Genomic DNA, 18,942 nt, shown 5'->3' on the forward strand with positions numbered 1-18,942 from the left:
CACTTTAGAAGACGCTCTAAAACAAAAAAGGTTGAATTTCCTAAGAAACACAACCTTATAATACATGTATTAAACCTTAGTATTAACTTCTAATAATATTATAGCTAATTCCAATTCCTACAGAAGACGGAGAGAATGATCCTGAAGATATCCCTTGGTAAAACCCATAAATATTCCATTTGTCATTGTGATATCCCATTTCTGGTCTGTAATAAAACCCATTATCACCATAATCTCCATTTGTAACAAATCCATAACCTAAATCTCCACCTAAGAAGAAGTGTTTTGTTGGGTAAAATCTAAACAAACCTGCTAAAGGAATAATACCAAAATCTTCATATTCAACTTTACCAAAATAATTTGAATATCCTGTTGAAATACCTATAGCGTAACTCTTTGTATTTAAAAATTGATATTTTAAATCAACTCCCAATACAAGAGACGATGTGTCTGAAGCATCTCCTAAAGGCGAACCAGCATGAACTCCTAATTTAATCCAATCTGACTGAGCATTTGCTACAGTAAAACTAGCAAAAGCTAGTACTAATAAAATTAATTTTTTCATTTATTTGTTATTTTCATACAAAGTTAAGACATCATATTGATCATTATTCGCTATTTCTAATAATTTAATAATCGTTAGAATAAACTTTTTTAAATTTCAAATACAACCAACTATTTATCAGCTAAATGTAATCGTAAAATATTTTATAAAAATGATTAAATATTGTGTTATTCCAAAAAATCGAGACACAAATTATATTCCTAATTTTAATTTTTTCTTACTCTTACATTATAATCATATACATCACACTATTTTTTTATGTTAAGCACTAAACCTTAAGAGAAAAACAAAGTCCTAATACAAAAACAAATACATGACACGTTATCTAATTTTGATTTTAATTTGTTTAAGTACTCCAATATTTGCACAACAAGATTCGGCACACTTAACTGCAACAATTATTGGCTCGGGCTCTCCTAAATTTAATACCGAACGTTCTGGACCTTCTGTACTCATTTCTTATCAAGACACTCGTATTTTGGTAGACATGGGAAATGGAACACAAGCCAATTTAAACGCTAACAACACAAAAATTAAAGACCTAGATGCTTTACTCTTTACACACCATCACTTAGACCATAACGAAGAGTTTACGCCTATTTTTATTCAAGCCTTACTTGGCGGATCTGACGTTTCTATTTCGGGACCTGCACCCACAACAACCATGGTACATAATATTTTAACAACTTATAAAGACGATATAAATTACCGCCTCTCTAAATCTGGACGCAATTTAAAAACGGCAATTAAACATGTTACAACCACTAATTTAAAAGGAGGCGAATCTTTTTACGTCGGAGATGTAAAAATAACTTGTACACCCGTACATCACACCATTACAACACTTGCTTACCGTTTTGACGTAAATAACGAGTCTATTGTTATTTCTGGAGATTTAACCTATTCTGAAACCTTACCTATTTTGGCTAAAAATGCCGATTATTTAATTATGGATTCTGGAGGAACTATTAAAATGGGTGCTAAGGCACGTCCAAACAAAAAACCGAATAACAACACAGCTACAGAACGTGCTCATGTTAATTTATCTGAAAGTTCGCAAATGGCTGCAGAAGCTCAGGTTAAAAATTTAATATTAACACACTTCAACTTTACAGATATTGATGAAGAAGCCACTGAAACTGAAATTCGTAAAAACTACAGCGGCACTATTCTTTTTGCTTCCGATTTAATGAAGATTCCTCTAACAGAAAACACATCAACTACTAATGCGAAAACACCACAAAAGGTAAACTCTAATACACCGCCTTCTTTTTCTCAACTTCTAGAAAATATGGATACAAACAACGACCAAAAAATTAGCAAAACAGAAGCTAAAGGTCGTTTAAAAAGTAATTTTGAAACCAGAGATAAAAATAACGACGGATTTCTTACTGAAGACGAAATAAAAATAAAGCATTAATAAAACGATTAGAATATTTATATTTCAATATTAGAAAGGCGCATTTAAGTCTTATAAAAATAATGAAAAACTAGAAAGAACAAACCAAAATGTTAAATAGATCTATCTTAAAGTAGTTTATAGAACACGTTCTTGACTGAAAGATAGTATTCAAGCTTAAAAAATTATATTAGTACTTACTCTTTCTAAACAAAATAATTTTTATACTTAAATAAAAAATGCAACCCTATTATAATTATTTTTTACATAAAACATAAGTTATAACATCGCAACACTAATAAATAATAATAATAAGCTTTTATACGAAACTAAAGCAGCCTTATTGAAGATTGAATATAAATTCTAAAAAAATGAACGTGATTAATCCTGAAATACTAAATTTAAGAAAAGAGCTTCATGAAAATCCTGAATTATCTTCTTTTGAATATGAAACAGCTATAAGAATCCGACAATTTGTAGAAAAAAATAGTACCGCAACCATAATAGAAAACATTGGCGGATCGGGCTTAGCAGTTGTTTACGAATATCCTAATCCAGGAAAATCCATTACAATTCGTTGCGAACTTGACGCCTTACCTATTCAGGAAGTAAATACATTTAAACATCAATCTAAAAAAAAGGGAATTTCCCATAAATGTGGACATGATGGACACATGGCAATTGTTTCTGGTTTAGTTTTTTGGTTACAAAATCAGATATTTAATTCAGGTAAAATCATTTTATTATTTCAACCTGCCGAAGAAACTGGAGAAGGAGCTTACCACGTATTAAACGACACTAAATTTAAAGCGCTTAAAACAGATTATATATTTGCACTTCACAACATACCAAAGGAACCTCTTAATAGTATTATTATAACCGAAAAAGGGTTCTCTGCAGAAGTACAGAGTTTTATAGTTCGTGTAAAAGGCAAAGAATCTCATGCTGCAGAACCAGAAAATGGTATAAATCCAGCGTTGGGGCTTTCAGAGATAATTACATCAATTTCTAGGTTAAATGTAACAAATCCTATAGCTGAAAATTTCACAATTATAACCCCTGTTCATATTACTATGGGACAGAAATCTTATGGCATTTCCCCTGCAAAAGGCGAATTACATTACACCTTAAGAACGTGGAATAGTGAAGAGATGTTACATTCTAAAACAAAAATAGAAAATTTAATTAAAGAAACCTGCCATAGTAATACACTGAAATACGAAATAGAATGGCTTGAATATTTTCCTGCCAGTATTAATAATAAGGAAAGTAATAATTATATTTCTAAAGCAGCCCTAGATAATAATTACAAAACACTAAAAAGACCATATCCTTTTAAGTTTGGAGAAGATTTTGGCTGGTTTTCTAAAACATATAAAACAGCAATGTTTGGACTTGGAGCAGGTTTAGATTCTCCTGCATTACACAATACTGATTATGATTTTCCTGATGAAATAATAGAAACAGGACTAACTATGTTTCAATCCATTATTTCGAATATCATGACAGACAAAAATTAATCTACTATAATTAACTCATTTACTATGTATTTAAAACAAATACCTTACTTATTATAATAATATTTATTAGTTGGAACCTCATAAACGCAGTATCTTTTAAATATTACCACACTAACCTGATATAAATCAAGGTTAATAATTACATTTATTGTTTTACCTCCTTAATTTTTCCAAAAATATAAGTGTGATTTTTGTCCTTGTACTCAAAATTATCTGTTGTTACAGGTCCAAAAGTTTCTAGGTCTACCCCTTCCATTTTAATACCATAGCAATACAACCCGTTTTTGTCTTTAGCATACACCTCAGATTCATATAATTCAAAAGTATTTACATCTGCACCAACAATTATATTGCTTAAATAAAACACATGTTCTTTGTCTTTCGAGTACTCCTTTTTATCACTATCTAAGACTTTAAAAGATTTACGGTCGGCTTCTTTTATCAATACACCATCATAAATCACACTATTATCAAACAATAAATACTCTTTATATAGGTATTCTATATTTTCCAAAGACTTATAAGCAAACATGTTTAGTGTATTTGTTTCTTTTCCATCTGTCCAAGGAATAAAATCGTAAATATATTTGGCATCAGCAACATACCTATCATTAAGAGCTACAAAGGTTTTTGCATCTATATGACTTGATAATAAATTAGACCGTTTTCGCAAATAAACGTTATTATTATCTTTACAAAAAAACCTATTAATAGGTGTAAAACTATTATAGTCTACATCTATTAATCTATATTCATAAAACCAGTTTTTACTATCTTTTCCAAATCCCCAATCTTTTAATTCGGTATACGTTTTAGGGTCTGCTCCCTCTAAAATAACTAATTTTTTATCTGTAGTTATCGCATCATTAGTAATATAAGACATTTGTATAATAGGAATATAAACATGGTTCTTATCAAATCCCAATGTGTTAATTACTCTAAACGAACTAACATCTACTTCTGTATCAATAATAGTGCTTTTATAAAAAATATGATCCTTATCCTTTCCAAATTCTCTTGCTAAAGGCGTAAATGTTTGCACATCTGCGGCTAGTTTACTGTTTCCTAATTCAAGCCAATTTCCGTTTGGGCTATATCGTATTTCTTTACCTGATTTAGTATAGTAATAATTATTAGAAATCTGTTTATTAACCGCACCGGAAAACGGATTACAAGCTTGTGCAATTACATATACAAGACTCATTAAAAGAATTTTAATAGGAGACTGTTTTGATTTGGTTATTTTTTTTACCAAAAAATTGAATAATATAACAATAAGAAACCCTGAAATAAATGGATGATTATTAATGAACTGCATATCGTAATTATAGGTTTTATAGAATCTTACAAGCATTAAATATGTGTTATATTCTAGTCACTAAAAAGTGTAAAGTAACACATTTAGAATACTAAAAAACACCTCCTTATTTACATAAAGAGGTGTTCTATTAAAATACAAATGTCTGTTTTTATTTTTATAGTCCTTTTTTAAGCTCTTCAATAGTTTTAGCCATTACAACACCAGGTAATTTTACTGGGGCAGCAACTTCTGCTAAGAATGTTCCTTTAACTTCTCCTGTTTTGTAAGTTGTAAAACCAATACGGTATAAACCAGCAGTTAAAGCTTTTGTAGGGCTTCCTACTTCACTTTCGTATCTTAATAAAGAATTGTAGCTACTTCCGCTTGGTTGCTTAGGCATTTCACTACTATCGTCATTACTTGCAAGTTTTGTCCACGTTGCATTTTTAGCAGCATCTTCAGAAATATCTTCTTTTTTGAAAATAGTAGAACGTTCTAAAGTAATGTATGTATCGAAATAATCGCTAGAAGAAGCATTTTCTGTATAAGCAGCAGATTCTATTGCGTCTTTAACTTTTGTTTTAGCTACAGGAGAAAGCATTCTTACACCAAGTTCTGGAGCAACAGCAGGAACCCATAAGTAAATGTAATAGAATTTTTTACCATCTACCACTTCGTCTTCATTTCCTGCAGAAGCATATCCTAAATAAGATATTACGTCTGTGTAAGGTACTTTTATTGTTTTTGGTCCTACTTTTTTCTCAATAGAACTTCCAAACTTTTTTAATTTTTGAGCTTCTGCATTAAAGATACAACAGAAAGCGAACGCCGATAATACTAGTAATTTTATTTTCATATTTGTTAATGTAATTTATTAATTTATAGACACTTGTTTTTTTATTTTAACTCAAAAGATACAGTTACACCATGGGTTTGCTTAGTAGAAGTCCCATAACTTTGTATATATTGAAAACTTGAATTTTGATCTGAAATTTTAACAATTTCTCCAATTGTTTTATTCATTTTTTTTGCAATAGCTTCTGCTTTTTCTTTTGCATTAGCAATCGCTTTTATAGAAAGATCTACTAATTCTTGATCTGTTAATTTTGTAGTTTCTATATCTATATTAGCAATAGACATTCCAGAAGATTTTAATTGCATTATCTTTCTAACTTCATCCTTATCAGATGTTTTTAAATAATAATACGCAGATTCTCTGCTCTGAGAATAAGACATTGCGAACTCGTAATAGGTATTTCTTTTAAATCTGTTAAAATCTACTCCAGCCTCTTCTAATTTTTTAATGTAATTTTTCTCAACCACTGCTAAAGACGTTGCTTCCGTTTCTACTTGCCCTTCGTAAACCATTACTTGCTGTAAAGCAATTAAAATGGTGTAACTATCGTCTGAGATTACTTTTTCTGCCTCACCAATAACTTCGATAGTGTTTTTACTTTCTTGTGCTATAGATGGCAACGCAAATAATAACACTAATAAATAGATAATCTTTTTCATAATAACTTGAATTTAATTGTGTGTGTTTTTAAAAGAAAAGAATGTTTGCAATAATCATCCAGATACCTACAAATAAACCTATAAGACCTAATTTACCTTGTTTTGGTGCTAACTTTTCTCTAAGGATTACCGCTTTTTCTTTAGCTGAATCGCTTTTAGATAAAACATATTTATTAAGTAAACTAAAACCTAACATAAACCCTAAGATAGCTTGGATAACGTTTCCTGCTAATAATGTTCCCCACCAGATAGGAAATGTAGAAATCCAACCTAAATTTAAAATTGAGAAGACAATTCCCCAAACACCATAAAAACAACACACTAACCCGATCCAACCTTGGTAAGGTTCTATTTTTTCTAAAAGCTCATGAGCGTTTGGTTTTTTTGATAATAATAAAGATGGTACTGCAATGAAACTTAATAAGATTAGTGTAATTCCGAAAATCATAATGTTTTTTTTTAAGAGTTAAAAATTGTTATTTTTTATAATTGAAACATCATTTTTTCTTTTTGTGATGCTTCTCATATTCTTAAGCAAATTTAGAGGAATAGCACCTACTACATAACCCCCTATTAAGTGAAAACATACTCCCTGAAAACAGTGACAAAGCACTCAATAACCTTATTTACAGTGTATTAAAAAAATATTATACCTTTTTTATTTTATTAAAACCCCTCTTTTTTACATAAAAACAAACAGCAGAACACCTTTATATGTTACAAGAATAGATTAGCATTAATATTTAGAAGAAAATAGACATAAAAAAGGTGCTATTATAAAATAGCACCTTTACGTATAAATAATAAAATGTATGTTTTAGTTATTAAGAAACATATCCTTTTTTAATGGCATATTTAGTTAGTCCAGCTAAGTTTCTAACATTAAGTTTAGTAATTAAATTTTTTCTATAACTTTCAATAGTATGTTTACTTAGAAAAAGCTTGTCTGCAATTTCTTGTGTGGTAAATTCTTCGGCAATAAGAGAAATTACTTCTACTTCTCGTTTAGTAAGCTTGATTTCTTTTTCCTTATTTTTTTCAAATTTATTTTGAAGATAGATATCTTTAATTTCTTTTGAAAAATATTTTTCACCACCTAAAATTGTTTCTATAGCTTTTAAGAACTCTTCTTTTTGTGCATTTTTCTGAAGATATCCATCTACATTATTTTCAATAAGATCGTCTATAATTTCTGGTGTATTGTGCATGCTAACCACCAAAGTTTTTATATTCCTAGATGTTTTCTTTATCCATTTATTAAGTTCAATACCATCTACCTCTGGCATGGTTACATCTGTAATTACAAGGTCTATTTTTTCTTCAGTATTTATAGAAATATATTTTTGAACATGCCCGCCATGTTTTGCCGTATATAAAATATTATAATTACTTTCTGTGTTTAGAATACTTAATAAGCCATCTAAAAACATTTTATGATCGTCGGCTATAATGAGGTTATAATTCATTTGTTTGTACGTTTAACGGAATTTCTATATTGATGCTTGTTCCTCTTTCGAGTTTAGAATCTATATGCAATATACCACTATAATTTTCTACTCTATTCTTTATATTGGTTAAACCTATTCCTAATGTTGTTTTAGAAACATCAAACCCAATACCATCGTCTTCATACACAAAAAAGATACATTCGTTTAATAAATCTAACTGTATATCTATGGTTTTAGCTTTAGCGTATTTAAGGGTGTTGGTTGTAAGTTCTTTAAAAATTGAAAACAATTCGTTTTGTAATATTTTGTCTAATGCGTTTATTTTTTCTTCATCGAAAAAGGAAATATTTACACTTAACTCACTTGCGCCTTCAACCGTATAAATGTATTCTTTAATGATAAATACAAAGTCGTTTTCTATAATTTTTTTAGGCAATAAATTATGCGATAAGTTTCTTACCTGCTCATAAGTATCGTCTAACTGGCTGTAAATTAAATCCATTTTTTCCGGATGATTTATAAGCTGACTGAATTGCAATTTTATAGCTGCCAAATTACCACCAACGCTATCGTGCATTTCTTGAGCAATCCGTTTTCGCTCGTGATTCTGACCTTCTGCAGAGGCTTTCATCAGTTTTAATTCTTGATCTTTTTTTAATGAATTAACACGCTGTATATTAATTTCTTTCTCTTTTAAATTAAGTAACCCTTGCGCCTGTAGTTTTTGATAGTAAATAATTAAAAGTGCTACAATAGGAACTAATAGTATAAAAAAAGCAACAAGAACAATGTATTTAATGGTCTTTTCTCGATCTAACTCTAAGGCCTTTAACGCTTCTTTTTCTTTAAGTAATGCAATTTCATTATTACGTTTTTCAGCACTATTTTGTAATTGTAAAACTTGATTTTCGTTTTGCTTAGCAATTATAGCTTTCTGAAGTTTATACTTCTCTATATCTGCATCTTTAGTTTTAATATTTAAGCTTTTATTTAAGTTCTCTATCTCTAGAAGTTTTATCTTTTTTTCTTTTTCAAACGTTTCAAACTTAACTTCAAGCCTATTAATCTCTTTTTCTTTTTGAGAGTTCTCTATAGAATCTTTTATTATATAATATCTTTTTCCATAGGTATAAGCGCTACTATAATCTTTTTTTCTAACAGCAATTTTTTCTAGCATCAAATAACTATGCATCAATACATTTAAAGATCCCAATCCCATAGCTTTTGGTACCGCACTTGTAAATATTAGAAGTGCATCTGTATCTCTTTTTTCATTGTATAGCAGCGTTCCTATTTTATCTGTAATTATAAGATCTAAATCGTAAAACCTATTATTAAAACTTAACCGCTTTGCTTCGTAAAATTGTAAGAGTGCTTTATTTGCCTCGCCATTACTTAAAAAATTATCTCCAATATTAAGAATAACGTTTACTAAGGCTTGTTTTTGATTGGGATCTTTCAGACAAATCTCTTTCGCTTTCTGTAAGTAATTGTTTGAAATATTGTATTTATTTAGCGACGAATAAATAGCACCTAAATTAATGTAGCTTCCTAAAATAATTTCATCGTCGTTAGAGAACTTAATACATTTTTCTAAAAGTTCTAAAGCTTCCTTATTCTTTCCTAGTGAAATATATGTACTTGCTAAACCATGTAAATTAGAATAATACAAGTTTGTCTCGTTATACTCTTCACTTAGTTCTGCTCCTTTTATATTCCATTTTTTACTTTCGTGATACAAGCCTTTCTTTTTATTATTTAAGGCAAGAAGTTGGTAAGCTAATATGGTTAACCGTATTCCTAGAGAATCGTTAACAACGCTTTTACTTTTAAGAGCTTGCTGGGTATAATAAATAGAAGAATCTATCGCGGCATATTTATTATGGTAATAGGCAAGTAATAAATTGGTATTTGCTACAGCCCTGGTTGTTTTAAATTTAGGCAATTCATCTAGCGCTTCTTTATATGCTTTCTTGTCTGATCCGTTATTATAATAATAGAAAAGAGAATCTATTTTTTTATTTTCAGAATCTATAGTATTCGCCGTTTGTGCTATACAAATAGAAGTATAACACACACCTAAAAAAACAAGTATATTTTGGAGCTTAAAAAGCATGCACAAATGTAGGAATTGCCGAACGTATAATCATCCCCAAAAACAGGGAATTATAAGTTTTTTAAAAAAAACGTAAGATATAGTCAGTTATACGATTAGAAATTAATTACTCCTAACCTACTCATAAAAAATCTTTACCAACACGCTATCTAATTACTATTTGGTAAATTTGGTATACAAAAACAGTATTCAATCATAAATAATTACACGCACTGTTTTTACAAAAAAAAGTATTCAATAATTTAAATACAAGAAAGCTATTTTTATTCGTTTTACAACTTCTACGTTCCGCATTACAGAAATTAAAACACGTATAACAGCATAATTACATTAAACAAATGATAAAAAGAGTTAGTTTATTAATCTTAACCTCAATATTTCTATTAAGTATGACACCTAAAAATTTAGACCCCGTAAAACTATTAGTTTATGGAAATAATAACAATTACAATGTACAACTTATAATTAATGGCGTCTCTATTGGAAATGGATCTGTATCTGGACTTAAAATTCTAAACAAAAACCATCCTCTAAAAAGTCAATTTGAAGATTTTCCGCCTATAGTTAAAGATCAGATCGCTTTTGTTTTAAAAGAAGGTGAAAACACTATTAAATTGAAGTTTAAACATAAATCGAATAACTCTCGCAAGTTTAGTTTTGCTTTAACCGCTGTTGACGAACTTGTTCCGCTTTTCTATTTTTCAAGTGAAGAAGAGTCTGGAAGTGTAACGTCTAAATTTTATGTTTGGAATACAGATGAAACTTCTGAACTTAACACACCTAGTTTAGGAAATGCAGATGCTTCTTTTATTTTTTCTGAAAGCACTGCCTTATTTCAAGCAACTCTAAACGATAATAAATTAATGGTCTTTGGAGGTACTGGAGGTCTTACCGACTTAAATTTAATTGAAGGACAAAACACTTTAAAAGTAAATTATATATGTTCTAACGAAGGTGAGTTTACCTATTATATTCACACTCCAAATTTTACTAAAAAAGTAATTAAAAACATAACTAAAGATCAGGTAGACAGTTTTTTAATTGACACCTATACTTTTGAAAAATAAGATTACAAAAAAACAACGTCTTATACTTTAAACAACAAAACATCATGAATGTAAATCCTTTTCATATTGCTATACCAGTTAAAGACTTAGCGCTTTGCAGATCTTTTTACAACGAAATTTTAGAATGTACTGAAGGTAGAAGTTCTGAACAATGGGTAGATTTTAATTTTTTTGGACATCAATTGGTGATTCATCAGAAATCGAGTTACGAGATTCCGAATAATCATATTTCAAACCCTGTAGATGGTCACGATGTGCCTGTTCCCCATTTTGGAGTTGTTTTAGATTGGGATAAATGGATTGAATTATCAGAAAAATTACAGAAGAAAAACATAACCTTTGTTATAGAACCTTATATTCGTTTTAAAGGACTAGTTGGAGAACAAGCAACACTGTTTTTTTTAGATCCAGAGAATAATGCACTGGAGTTTAAAGCCTTTAAAAACATCAATCAGCTTTTCGAAAAATAAGACCTTAAAACACCGTTTATAAGCATGAAGATTTGCATTGCACAAACACATCCCATTAAAGGAGATATTTTAAATAATATAGAAATTCATAAAAAACTGATTTCCCTTTCTCTTCAAAATCATGCAGATTTAATTGTGTTCCCTGAACTTTCTTTAACCGGTTACGAACCCGAATTAGCAAAAGCCCTAGCAATGACAAAAGACGATTCTAGGCTTGATGATTTTCAGAAAATAAGTAACGAAAATACTATTATAATTGCAGTTGGATTACCTATAAAACATGATGCCGGAATTTGTATTAGTATGATTATTTTTCAGCCGCAATTACCTAGAAAAATATATTCTAAAAACCACTTACACCCCGGAGAAGAGCATTATTTTGTTCCAGGAAAAAACTTAGCCCCAATTACATTTAAAAACAACAAAATTGCATTTGCAATCTGTTATGAAGTTTCTATACCAGAACATGCTAAAGACGTATATCATGCAGATGCTACAGTTTATATTGCCAGTGTATTAAACTCTGTAAATGGCGTAGATAAAGATATAAATCTAATTTCTAATACCTCTAAAACATACGGGTTAATTGCTGTTATGGCAAATTACGTAGGCCATTCAGGCGGTTACAATTGTGCCGGAAAAAGTTCTATTTGGAATACTAAAGGACAATTAATAGAACAACTAGACCAAACACATCAAGGTATAGCAATTGTAGATACAGACACTTTTAAAACCATTAAAACACAGTTAAACAACACAACAACTAACGCTTAATTTATAAATTAAAAACACATTTATTAAGCCTGAATATTTAGCCGTATTTAATTATTAAAAACACCAACCAAATCGCATGAAGGCACCTAAAAAAAAGATTATTTTAATACTTGTCCTTCTTGTTTTTGTTCAGCAATGTTCTACTATTAATTTAATTCCTGATTTTGTTTTAAAAAAAAGTGACTACAAATATTTAAGCGCAGGTGTAAGCTCTAAAAACTTTGTGTTAGACAAAATTTCAGATAAGACGTATATGTACATTACTTACGATTCTGTCCGTAATTACTTTATAGTAGACGATTCTTATAATAAGATAAAAATAAGTGCAGAAGGAGATGTATTAATCAATATACAACATCCATCGGGCGATTTACCTTATAAATCACATTACGTATTTACAGATAGTACCGTATGTGATCTTTCAAAAAACAGTTTAGAATTTGAACCTTTTTATAAAAAAATAAACTCAGAAACAGACACCTTAGACACAAAATGGATCACGTTATTCGAAGATTATTACAACAAAGCAACTACCGTAATTTATAGTAATAACGATTACATTTATCTTAAAATAAAAGCAGGTTGGGTCGCTTTACAGCTCGCTAATGATTATTATTTTGAAGGCGATAATATAAGTGAAATAACCTTTAAGAATTATCCCGCTAAATTCGAGAAGTTAATCTTTTTAAAAGATAATGCGTCTAATACCTACTCCGATTGGATGTCTCATTCAGGCTCTAGTGCAGATAAAATGTATCCGGACGAAGATTTAAAATATTTTAATTATCCCGAAAAAGGATTAAAATATGTGAGTAATAAAATTAAAACTATTGATTTTAAGAAAACAAAATCTGCAGAAAATTATACTTACACGCCCATTATTGCGCAATTTCAAGGCGTTGGTTACTATAAATTAAAAATAGGAGAAGAATATATACGATTTAAAGAAAATGCCTTTAAATACCCTTTTATGTTTTTCCATTCAGACGCCTACCTAAACCTTTATACAATTCCTAAAAAATTCGAATCTAAAACAAAACTTTCATTTATTAAGTATTCATTTCCAACAAATCAAAACGAAAGTAAAAGTCAGGGACTCTATCTTCTTAAGAAAAAAGAATAAATTAGAGTATTATTAAATATTGCTGTTTTTGCTGATAAAAAAAACAGTAAAAACACATCCTTTTAACTCTTTTAGAATATGAAACACATTCTATTTACACTCCTTTTTTTAGGTTTAAACTTAGCCTTACACGCTCAATTTAATATTAAAGGTAACGTAACATCAGATCATGTTAAATTAGATGGCGTAAACATTTCTATTGTAAATTCTAATAAAGGAACAATAACAAATAGTCGTGGCCAATTCCAAATTCAAAATATAACCCCTACAGATACAGTTCGTTTTTCAATGCTAGGTTATAAAAGTAAAGACACTCTTTTTTCTAGCGCATTAGAAGCAGTTAATATTAACATGAATCCATCTAATATTGCGCTTTCAGAAATAGAAATAATGCCACCAAACTACGCACTAAACACCATACAAAAAGTTAGTGATAATCTAGCAAATAACTATCCATCAAGCAATACTGCTTTTAATGCCTTATTTAGGAAACAAATTGTAGAAGATGGCAATTACTTATTTTTAGGGAATGCTGAAATTTCAATTCTCTGTCCTGCTTACCTTTCTAATGAAAACAAAAGAGTTTTTTTAAACAGTATCAAGCTCACAAAAAACGATTTAGAACATTTTAACATAGACATACCTCCAGTATCGCTTCTAGATTTTTCTCCAAAATTTGGATTTATTACATCTTCTGAGTACTTTGATTTTACGTATTTAAAATCTGTAAAATGGAATGATGCCTTGTATATAAAAATTGCTTTTAAGACGAAGGAAAAGTATTGGGAAGACTCTCCTTTTGAAGGTGTACTTACTATAGAAAAAGCGTCTTACGCAATCGCTGAAATTGAATGGAAAACTCTCCGAAAAGAAGACACTAACAAAGGGTATAATAAAAAAATGGGAATCTATAAAGGCACCATCATTACCAATACATTTACAAACCATATTAGCTATCAGAAAAAAGACGATAACAAATGGTATTTTAACTACAATCGTATTATTTGGGACGTGACGCTTAAGTATAAAAAATACCCAGATGAAAATAAAAACATTATATTAAAATCTGATGTATACTCACAAAAAACAATCCCCATTTCTGGTTTAGAAGACTTAAAAACTATCAATATAAACAAAGATCTTTTTAATAAAGAGAAGTCTTTACATCATGCTAATTGGAAAGATCTAAACCCTATTCTACCCGATTTTGAATAATATTCACAACCTAATTTACTCTAAATCACTTTTAGGCGGTATCACGTTTTTAAATGTTGGTGCATGCTCTGTCATAGAACCTGCTCCTTTTTTATTTATTTTAAAAAGTACATCTTTAGTTGTTGTAAACAAAAGCACAGAAAAAAAAGAAGTTTTAAGGTATGGTTTTAAAAATAAAAAAGCTTCATCTAATGTTTGTTCACTTTCTTCGTCTTCGGTTTCTCTAGATTGGTAGCGTAATTTTACTAAAACCTTAAAATCTCCATCAGCATAAACAGGTCTAACAAATATATTTTTTAGGTCTGGCTTTCCAATGGTCTTTGCCATAGTTAATTTGGCAAAAGTTCCAGCTTTGCAACTTGCGACTACTTCTTCCCAAAAAAGGACAAACATTTCTTGATATGGCATAAACTAAAGATTAATTATAAATTAATTTGGTGCCGCAAATTTACCATTAATAATTCAATTAATAAATCCGTTTTTATCTTAATAATAATTCCTTCTAATACACAAAAACACGCAACGATTAACTTCACTTAAAATTACAAAACCATAAATCGGATGTTTTTATCTTATTTAATTCAACATAAAAAACATACAACTTATCGATATTATTACGAAAAAAAGCAACACATAAGTAAGCTTTAGACTACAAAAGAAAAAAAACATTAAAAATATATTAAATATTATTTAATACCCTTTTTGTTGGTTATTAAGACCTGTTTTAATATTTCTAGAAAACAAGAAACACTTCATAATTAAAACGTAAAGTTTTTATAATCAAGTACATAAACCTATTTAATTTTATAAAAAAAATAGTTCTTTTGATTAAAAGATATCACTTAAATCTTTAAAAAATTAAGGCTAGAGAAACAGATATTCACAAATATATAGTTTGTATACAAATTCGAGTTTACCTACCGAGAACTAATTTTATTATATTCATGAAAAATAAAATCTACAATTATGACAAAAAACTACCTATTATTTTATTCTTTATTAACATGTTTCTTAGCAAATGCGCAAACACCAAGCCTTGTTAGCGACATTAATTTAACAGGAGATTCTGATGTATCTTTAGCTTCAGAAAAATCCATGATCACGTTTAAAGGCAATCTTTATTTTACCGCAAATGATGGTGTTAATGGAAGTGAACTTTGGAAATACGATGGAAGTAATACCGAATTATTTTACGATATAAACGCAGGTGCTTCTGGGTCTAATTGTGATAATTTTTATATAATAAACGATAAATTAGTTTTCACTGCAGACGATGGTGTAAACGGTACAGAATGGTGGGTTACAGACGGTGTAGCAGCTAACACACAATTAGTAAAGGATATTTCTGCGGGTGATAACGATGGCGTATTTTTCTCTTCTTTTGGAAGTTCTCCAAGCTTTATGGTTTTTAATGACAAAGTATTTTTTACAGGAATAACAGATGATGAGGGTTACGAGTTATGGTCTACAGACGGAACAGAAGAAGGTACTGCACTTGTAAAAAACATAAGCACATCTTTTGTTAGTAGTTTCCCTGAAGACTACGCCATTCTTAACGATGAACTTTTATTTACGTGTAGAGAAGGATTATGGAAAACAGATGGTACAGAATCAGGTACTGTAGAAATAAGTGACGATGTAGATCCTGGTGATTTGGCAACATTAAATGATAAGGTTCTTTTTTGGGACAATAGTAATTCTATCTGGACAACAGATGGTACAGCAGCAGGTACTGTAGAAATAAAAACATTAAACAGGCCAACAACCAACAACTCTAACGAACTTGCTTTTACGGTTATAGGAGATAAAGCATTTTTTGCTGGTAGCGACGACACTAATGGCCCAGAATTATGGATTACAGACGGGACAGAATCTGGAACACAATTAGTTTTAGATGCAGAACCAGGAAGTGAAGGTTACACACCACAAAACAAAGTTGTTTTTAACAATAAGTTATACTACAAGGGCGACAACGGTGAAAACGGAATTGAATTATGGACTAGTGACGGAACAAGTTCAGGAACATATATGGTAAAAGATATTGCTTCAGGAAGTTCTAGTGGTTTTGTTTTACCTTCAGAAATTTATGCTACAGACACATACATATACATGTCTGCAGGTGGAGGTTTTAATACTAATTTATGGATTTCTGATGGTACTGAAGCAGGTACAGAAGAGATTGTAATTACAGAAGATGACGAAACTAAACCTAAACGTTTTTACGCTTATAATAACGGCGTTTTCTTTTTTGCTTTAAACAGTAATAATATAGGAAGAGAACCTCATTTTATATCTGAAGATGCGTCTTTAAGTGTTACAGATTCTGATGTTGCTTATATTCATTTATATCCTAACCCAACAACTGACTTTGCTATTATAGACAATTCAACTCAATCTATAGAAAGTGTTTTAGTTACAGATATTACAGGGAAAATTATAGATAATATTACCAATGTAGAAAGTGCGACAATAAAAGTATCTTTATTAAATAAAGACAGTGGTATCTATTTTGTAAAAATAAACACACCTTATACGTCTGTTACAAAAAAGGTTATTAAAAAATAATACTTTTTAACCCCTTATTTTAAATGTTTACAGAAGCAGTATTTAACAAAAGTTAAGTACTGCTTTTTTCATTATATTATTTTAAATATTAAGCTGAATAATGTATTGTTTTTATCTCCGATAACGCTTATTTATAAAGCATCATAAACTGTAAAAACCTATCACAATTGCATTAATATATTCATATTATACTTTTACTTCTTATAAAAAATAAAAACATCATTAAAAATTTCTTCTGAAGATTTTAAATAAAAACAGTGAATTCCAAAACACATCTTCTCCTACTCTAAATGCATTTTATAAAAATATGAATAGAGTATACTTTAAAAGTATACGTATTGATAGAATACAGTAGACATTATACTTTCAAATAAAAAAAAACTATTAGCATGTTAGCTATTTTCAGTTTTCTTTCTGTAGCAGATAAAACAAATTACAGGACTAACTAACCTATTTTTCATTTAAATACGAGTTTAAAATCAGAATAACTTCAGTGATAATCTATAAAAATCACAACTATAAACTACTAAGTTTCTTTATTAGATTTCAGAAACAAGCTCATCATTTATTTTATAATTTAAACTCAACTTTATTCCGTTTAAAAAAATAAAACACTAATTTACAATGTTTTACTAATTATTAAACTGAATTAGAATGGCGTTACCTGAAGTTATAATTTCGACTAAATATTATAAAAAAGCACATCGATTACTTATTGAATTCAAGTACAATGACGTGCTTAAAAAACGTGTAAAATCATTACCTAATGCAACGTGGAGTTTTTCTCTTAGGCGTTGGCATATTCTTTATACTATAGATGCGTTACAATTAATACATGACACTTTAAAAGGCCATGCAGATATTAATGATAGTACAGTAGATTTTAGTTTAGTAAATAGAACAAAACATATAAAACGAGTACGAAACATCTGTGAAACGCATCGCACCATTTTAAAAGCCTATAGAAATTACTTAAGAGGAAAACGGTACAGTGAAAGTACGGTAATGAGCTATCTAACATTAATTGCAGATGTAATTGAATTTTATGATGGCAAACCTTTAGACCAATTAAATAATCGTGTAATAGAAGCATTTGTAGAACAAGTTATGGTTCCTAAAAAATATGCCATAAGTACACACCGCCAATTAATTAGCACCGTTAAACATTTTAAAGCTTTTTACCCCGCATGCCAGATTAGTGAACCTGAATTATTAAGACCTAAAAAAGACAGGTTATTGCCTACTGTATTATCTCAGCCTCAAATATTAGATTTAATTAGATGTACCGAGAATTTAAAACACAGAACCATAATAGCACTTATATATTCTTGTGGTTTACGTATAGGAGAAGTTATAAATTTAAAGCTAAACGCCCTAGACTTAGATCGCCGGCAGTTAGTTGTAAAACAAGGAAAAGGACGAAAGGATAGATATATAATTTTAGCAGAATCATGTTTACCTTTATTAAACAACTATGTGTTTACTTACCAACCAAAGTTATATGTGTTTGAGGGGCAAAATCAGCCACAATATAGCACCGAAAGCATTAGAGCCTTTTTAAAACGCAGTTGCAAGAAAGCAAAAATTACTAAACGCGTAACACCACATACTTTAAGACATAGTTATGCGACACATTTATTAGAACAAGGTATAGATATTAGATATATACAAGAATTATTAGGGCACAGTAAACCGGAAACAACCATGATTTACACCCATGTAAGCAAAAAGGATTTACTACATATAAAAAGCCCATTAGACGTTGCTTTAAAGAATATTTCTGCGACAACACCATCTCCTACAGGTTTATTAAGTCAGAATTTTTAAAATTAAATCTGTTACATTAATTAATAATCTGTAAATTT

General features: G+C 29.5%; 17 protein-coding genes. 9 read left to right on the forward strand and 8 right to left on the reverse strand.

Annotated elements, in window-relative coordinates:
* Positions 1 to 82: 82 nt before the first annotated feature.
* Positions 83 to 565, reverse strand: a complete 483-nt coding sequence (locus GQR95_RS15165) for a hypothetical protein (protein ID WP_159023941.1) — start codon at positions 563 to 565, stop codon at positions 83 to 85.
* A gap of 313 nt (positions 566 to 878) precedes the next feature.
* On the opposite strand from GQR95_RS15165, the gene GQR95_RS15170 reads away from it, so the two are divergent.
* Together GQR95_RS15170 and GQR95_RS15175 are read left to right on the forward strand one after the other, a co-directional pair.
* Positions 879 to 1,985, forward strand: coding sequence for an MBL fold metallo-hydrolase (locus GQR95_RS15170; RefSeq protein WP_159023942.1), 1,107 nt, complete (start codon positions 879 to 881; stop codon positions 1,983 to 1,985).
* A 350-nt stretch (positions 1,986 to 2,335) separates the two neighbouring features.
* Positions 2,336 to 3,484: an amidohydrolase gene (locus GQR95_RS15175; protein WP_159023943.1), complete on the forward strand. Its 1,149-nt coding sequence runs from the start codon at positions 2,336 to 2,338 to the stop codon at positions 3,482 to 3,484.
* Between the two features lie 145 nt (positions 3,485 to 3,629).
* Here the strand turns inward: GQR95_RS15175 and GQR95_RS15180 are convergent, their stop codons facing one another.
* The 6 genes from GQR95_RS15180 to GQR95_RS15205 form a co-directional block, all read right to left on the reverse strand.
* Positions 3,630 to 4,838 (reverse strand): DKNYY domain-containing protein, encoded by a 1,209-nt coding sequence (locus GQR95_RS15180; RefSeq protein WP_370514508.1) that lies wholly within the window; start codon positions 4,836 to 4,838, stop codon positions 3,630 to 3,632.
* Between the two features lie 121 nt (positions 4,839 to 4,959).
* The gene (locus tag GQR95_RS15185; RefSeq protein WP_159023945.1) at positions 4,960 to 5,640 is read right to left on the reverse strand and encodes a Lipl32 family lipoprotein; all 681 of its coding nucleotides are present in this window, start codon (positions 5,638 to 5,640) and stop codon (positions 4,960 to 4,962) included.
* A 41-nt stretch (positions 5,641 to 5,681) separates the two neighbouring features.
* Positions 5,682 to 6,299 (reverse strand): SIMPL domain-containing protein, encoded by a 618-nt coding sequence (locus GQR95_RS15190; protein ID WP_159023946.1) that lies wholly within the window; start codon positions 6,297 to 6,299, stop codon positions 5,682 to 5,684.
* A gap of 28 nt (positions 6,300 to 6,327) precedes the next feature.
* Positions 6,328 to 6,747 (reverse strand): hypothetical protein, encoded by a 420-nt coding sequence (locus tag GQR95_RS15195; protein ID WP_159023947.1) that lies wholly within the window; start codon positions 6,745 to 6,747, stop codon positions 6,328 to 6,330.
* 376 nt (positions 6,748 to 7,123) lie between these two features.
* The gene (locus GQR95_RS15200; protein WP_159023948.1) at positions 7,124 to 7,765 is read right to left on the reverse strand and encodes a response regulator transcription factor; all 642 of its coding nucleotides are present in this window, start codon (positions 7,763 to 7,765) and stop codon (positions 7,124 to 7,126) included.
* Entirely contained in the window at positions 7,755 to 9,863 is a 2,109-nt protein-coding gene (locus GQR95_RS15205) for a tetratricopeptide repeat-containing sensor histidine kinase (protein ID WP_159023949.1), read from the reverse strand. Before GQR95_RS15205 ends, GQR95_RS15200 begins: the two co-directional genes overlap by 11 nt.
* A 338-nt stretch (positions 9,864 to 10,201) precedes the next feature.
* On the opposite strand from GQR95_RS15205, the gene GQR95_RS15210 reads away from it, so the two are divergent.
* From GQR95_RS15210 to GQR95_RS15230, 5 genes are all read left to right on the forward strand, one after another.
* On the forward strand, positions 10,202 to 10,930 hold the full coding sequence (locus GQR95_RS15210) for a hypothetical protein (protein WP_159023950.1): 729 nt from the start codon (positions 10,202 to 10,204) through the stop codon (positions 10,928 to 10,930).
* Between the two features lie 44 nt (positions 10,931 to 10,974).
* Positions 10,975 to 11,400, forward strand: a complete 426-nt coding sequence (locus GQR95_RS15215) for a VOC family protein (protein WP_159023951.1) — start codon at positions 10,975 to 10,977, stop codon at positions 11,398 to 11,400.
* Between the two features lie 24 nt (positions 11,401 to 11,424).
* Complete coding sequence (locus GQR95_RS15220) at positions 11,425 to 12,174, forward strand: carbon-nitrogen hydrolase family protein (protein ID WP_159023952.1); 750 nt, start codon at positions 11,425 to 11,427, stop codon at positions 12,172 to 12,174.
* 76 nt (positions 12,175 to 12,250) lie between these two features.
* Positions 12,251 to 13,297 carry a hypothetical protein gene (locus GQR95_RS15225; RefSeq protein WP_159023953.1) on the forward strand — a complete coding sequence of 349 codons (1,047 nt, stop codon included), beginning with the start codon at positions 12,251 to 12,253 and terminating at the stop codon, positions 13,295 to 13,297.
* 78 nt (positions 13,298 to 13,375) lie between these two features.
* Positions 13,376 to 14,512, forward strand: a complete 1,137-nt coding sequence (locus GQR95_RS15230; protein ID WP_159023954.1) for a carboxypeptidase-like regulatory domain-containing protein — start codon at positions 13,376 to 13,378, stop codon at positions 14,510 to 14,512.
* Positions 14,513 to 14,527: 15 nt separating this feature from the next.
* On the opposite strand, the gene GQR95_RS15235 is transcribed toward GQR95_RS15230, so the two are convergent.
* Positions 14,528 to 14,920, reverse strand: a complete 393-nt coding sequence (locus GQR95_RS15235; protein WP_159023955.1) for a hypothetical protein — start codon at positions 14,918 to 14,920, stop codon at positions 14,528 to 14,530.
* A 558-nt stretch (positions 14,921 to 15,478) separates the two neighbouring features.
* Here GQR95_RS15235 and GQR95_RS15240 point away from each other — a divergent pair.
* Both GQR95_RS15240 and GQR95_RS15245 read left to right on the forward strand, forming a co-directional pair.
* Positions 15,479 to 17,077 carry a T9SS type A sorting domain-containing protein gene (locus GQR95_RS15240; RefSeq protein WP_159023956.1) on the forward strand — a complete coding sequence of 533 codons (1,599 nt, stop codon included), beginning with the start codon at positions 15,479 to 15,481 and terminating at the stop codon, positions 17,075 to 17,077.
* A gap of 654 nt (positions 17,078 to 17,731) precedes the next feature.
* The gene (locus GQR95_RS15245; RefSeq protein ID WP_159023957.1) at positions 17,732 to 18,904 is read left to right on the forward strand and encodes a tyrosine-type recombinase/integrase; all 1,173 of its coding nucleotides are present in this window, start codon (positions 17,732 to 17,734) and stop codon (positions 18,902 to 18,904) included.
* Positions 18,905 to 18,942: the final 38 nt, after the last annotated feature.

This window comes from Formosa sp. L2A11, assembly GCF_009796865.1.
Lineage (GTDB): Bacteria > Bacteroidota > Bacteroidia > Flavobacteriales > Flavobacteriaceae > Formosa.

What these genes read in the sequence shown, in the direction of transcription:
- GQR95_RS15165 (WP_159023941.1), bottom strand. Translation starts at nt 565, where the DNA reads ATGAAAAAATTAATTTTATTAGTACTAGCTTTTGCTAGTTTTACTGTA.
- GQR95_RS15170 (WP_159023942.1), top strand. Translation starts at nt 879, where the DNA reads ATGACACGTTATCTAATTTTGATTTTAATTTGTTTAAGTACTCCAATA.
- GQR95_RS15175 (WP_159023943.1), top strand. Translation starts at nt 2,336, where the DNA reads ATGAACGTGATTAATCCTGAAATACTAAATTTAAGAAAAGAGCTTCAT.
- GQR95_RS15180 (WP_370514508.1), bottom strand. Translation starts at nt 4,838, where the DNA reads ATGCTTGTAAGATTCTATAAAACCTATAATTACGATATGCAGTTCATT.
- GQR95_RS15185 (WP_159023945.1), bottom strand. Translation starts at nt 5,640, where the DNA reads ATGAAAATAAAATTACTAGTATTATCGGCGTTCGCTTTCTGTTGTATC.
- GQR95_RS15190 (WP_159023946.1), bottom strand. Translation starts at nt 6,299, where the DNA reads ATGAAAAAGATTATCTATTTATTAGTGTTATTATTTGCGTTGCCATCT.
- GQR95_RS15195 (WP_159023947.1), bottom strand. Translation starts at nt 6,747, where the DNA reads ATGATTTTCGGAATTACACTAATCTTATTAAGTTTCATTGCAGTACCA.
- GQR95_RS15200 (WP_159023948.1), bottom strand. Translation starts at nt 7,765, where the DNA reads ATGAATTATAACCTCATTATAGCCGACGATCATAAAATGTTTTTAGAT.
- GQR95_RS15205 (WP_159023949.1), bottom strand. Translation starts at nt 9,863, where the DNA reads ATGCTTTTTAAGCTCCAAAATATACTTGTTTTTTTAGGTGTGTGTTAT.
- GQR95_RS15210 (WP_159023950.1), top strand. Translation starts at nt 10,202, where the DNA reads ATGATAAAAAGAGTTAGTTTATTAATCTTAACCTCAATATTTCTATTA.
- GQR95_RS15215 (WP_159023951.1), top strand. Translation starts at nt 10,975, where the DNA reads ATGAATGTAAATCCTTTTCATATTGCTATACCAGTTAAAGACTTAGCG.
- GQR95_RS15220 (WP_159023952.1), top strand. Translation starts at nt 11,425, where the DNA reads ATGAAGATTTGCATTGCACAAACACATCCCATTAAAGGAGATATTTTA.
- GQR95_RS15225 (WP_159023953.1), top strand. Translation starts at nt 12,251, where the DNA reads ATGAAGGCACCTAAAAAAAAGATTATTTTAATACTTGTCCTTCTTGTT.
- GQR95_RS15230 (WP_159023954.1), top strand. Translation starts at nt 13,376, where the DNA reads ATGAAACACATTCTATTTACACTCCTTTTTTTAGGTTTAAACTTAGCC.
- GQR95_RS15235 (WP_159023955.1), bottom strand. Translation starts at nt 14,920, where the DNA reads ATGCCATATCAAGAAATGTTTGTCCTTTTTTGGGAAGAAGTAGTCGCA.
- GQR95_RS15240 (WP_159023956.1), top strand. Translation starts at nt 15,479, where the DNA reads ATGACAAAAAACTACCTATTATTTTATTCTTTATTAACATGTTTCTTA.
- GQR95_RS15245 (WP_159023957.1), top strand. Translation starts at nt 17,732, where the DNA reads ATGGCGTTACCTGAAGTTATAATTTCGACTAAATATTATAAAAAAGCA.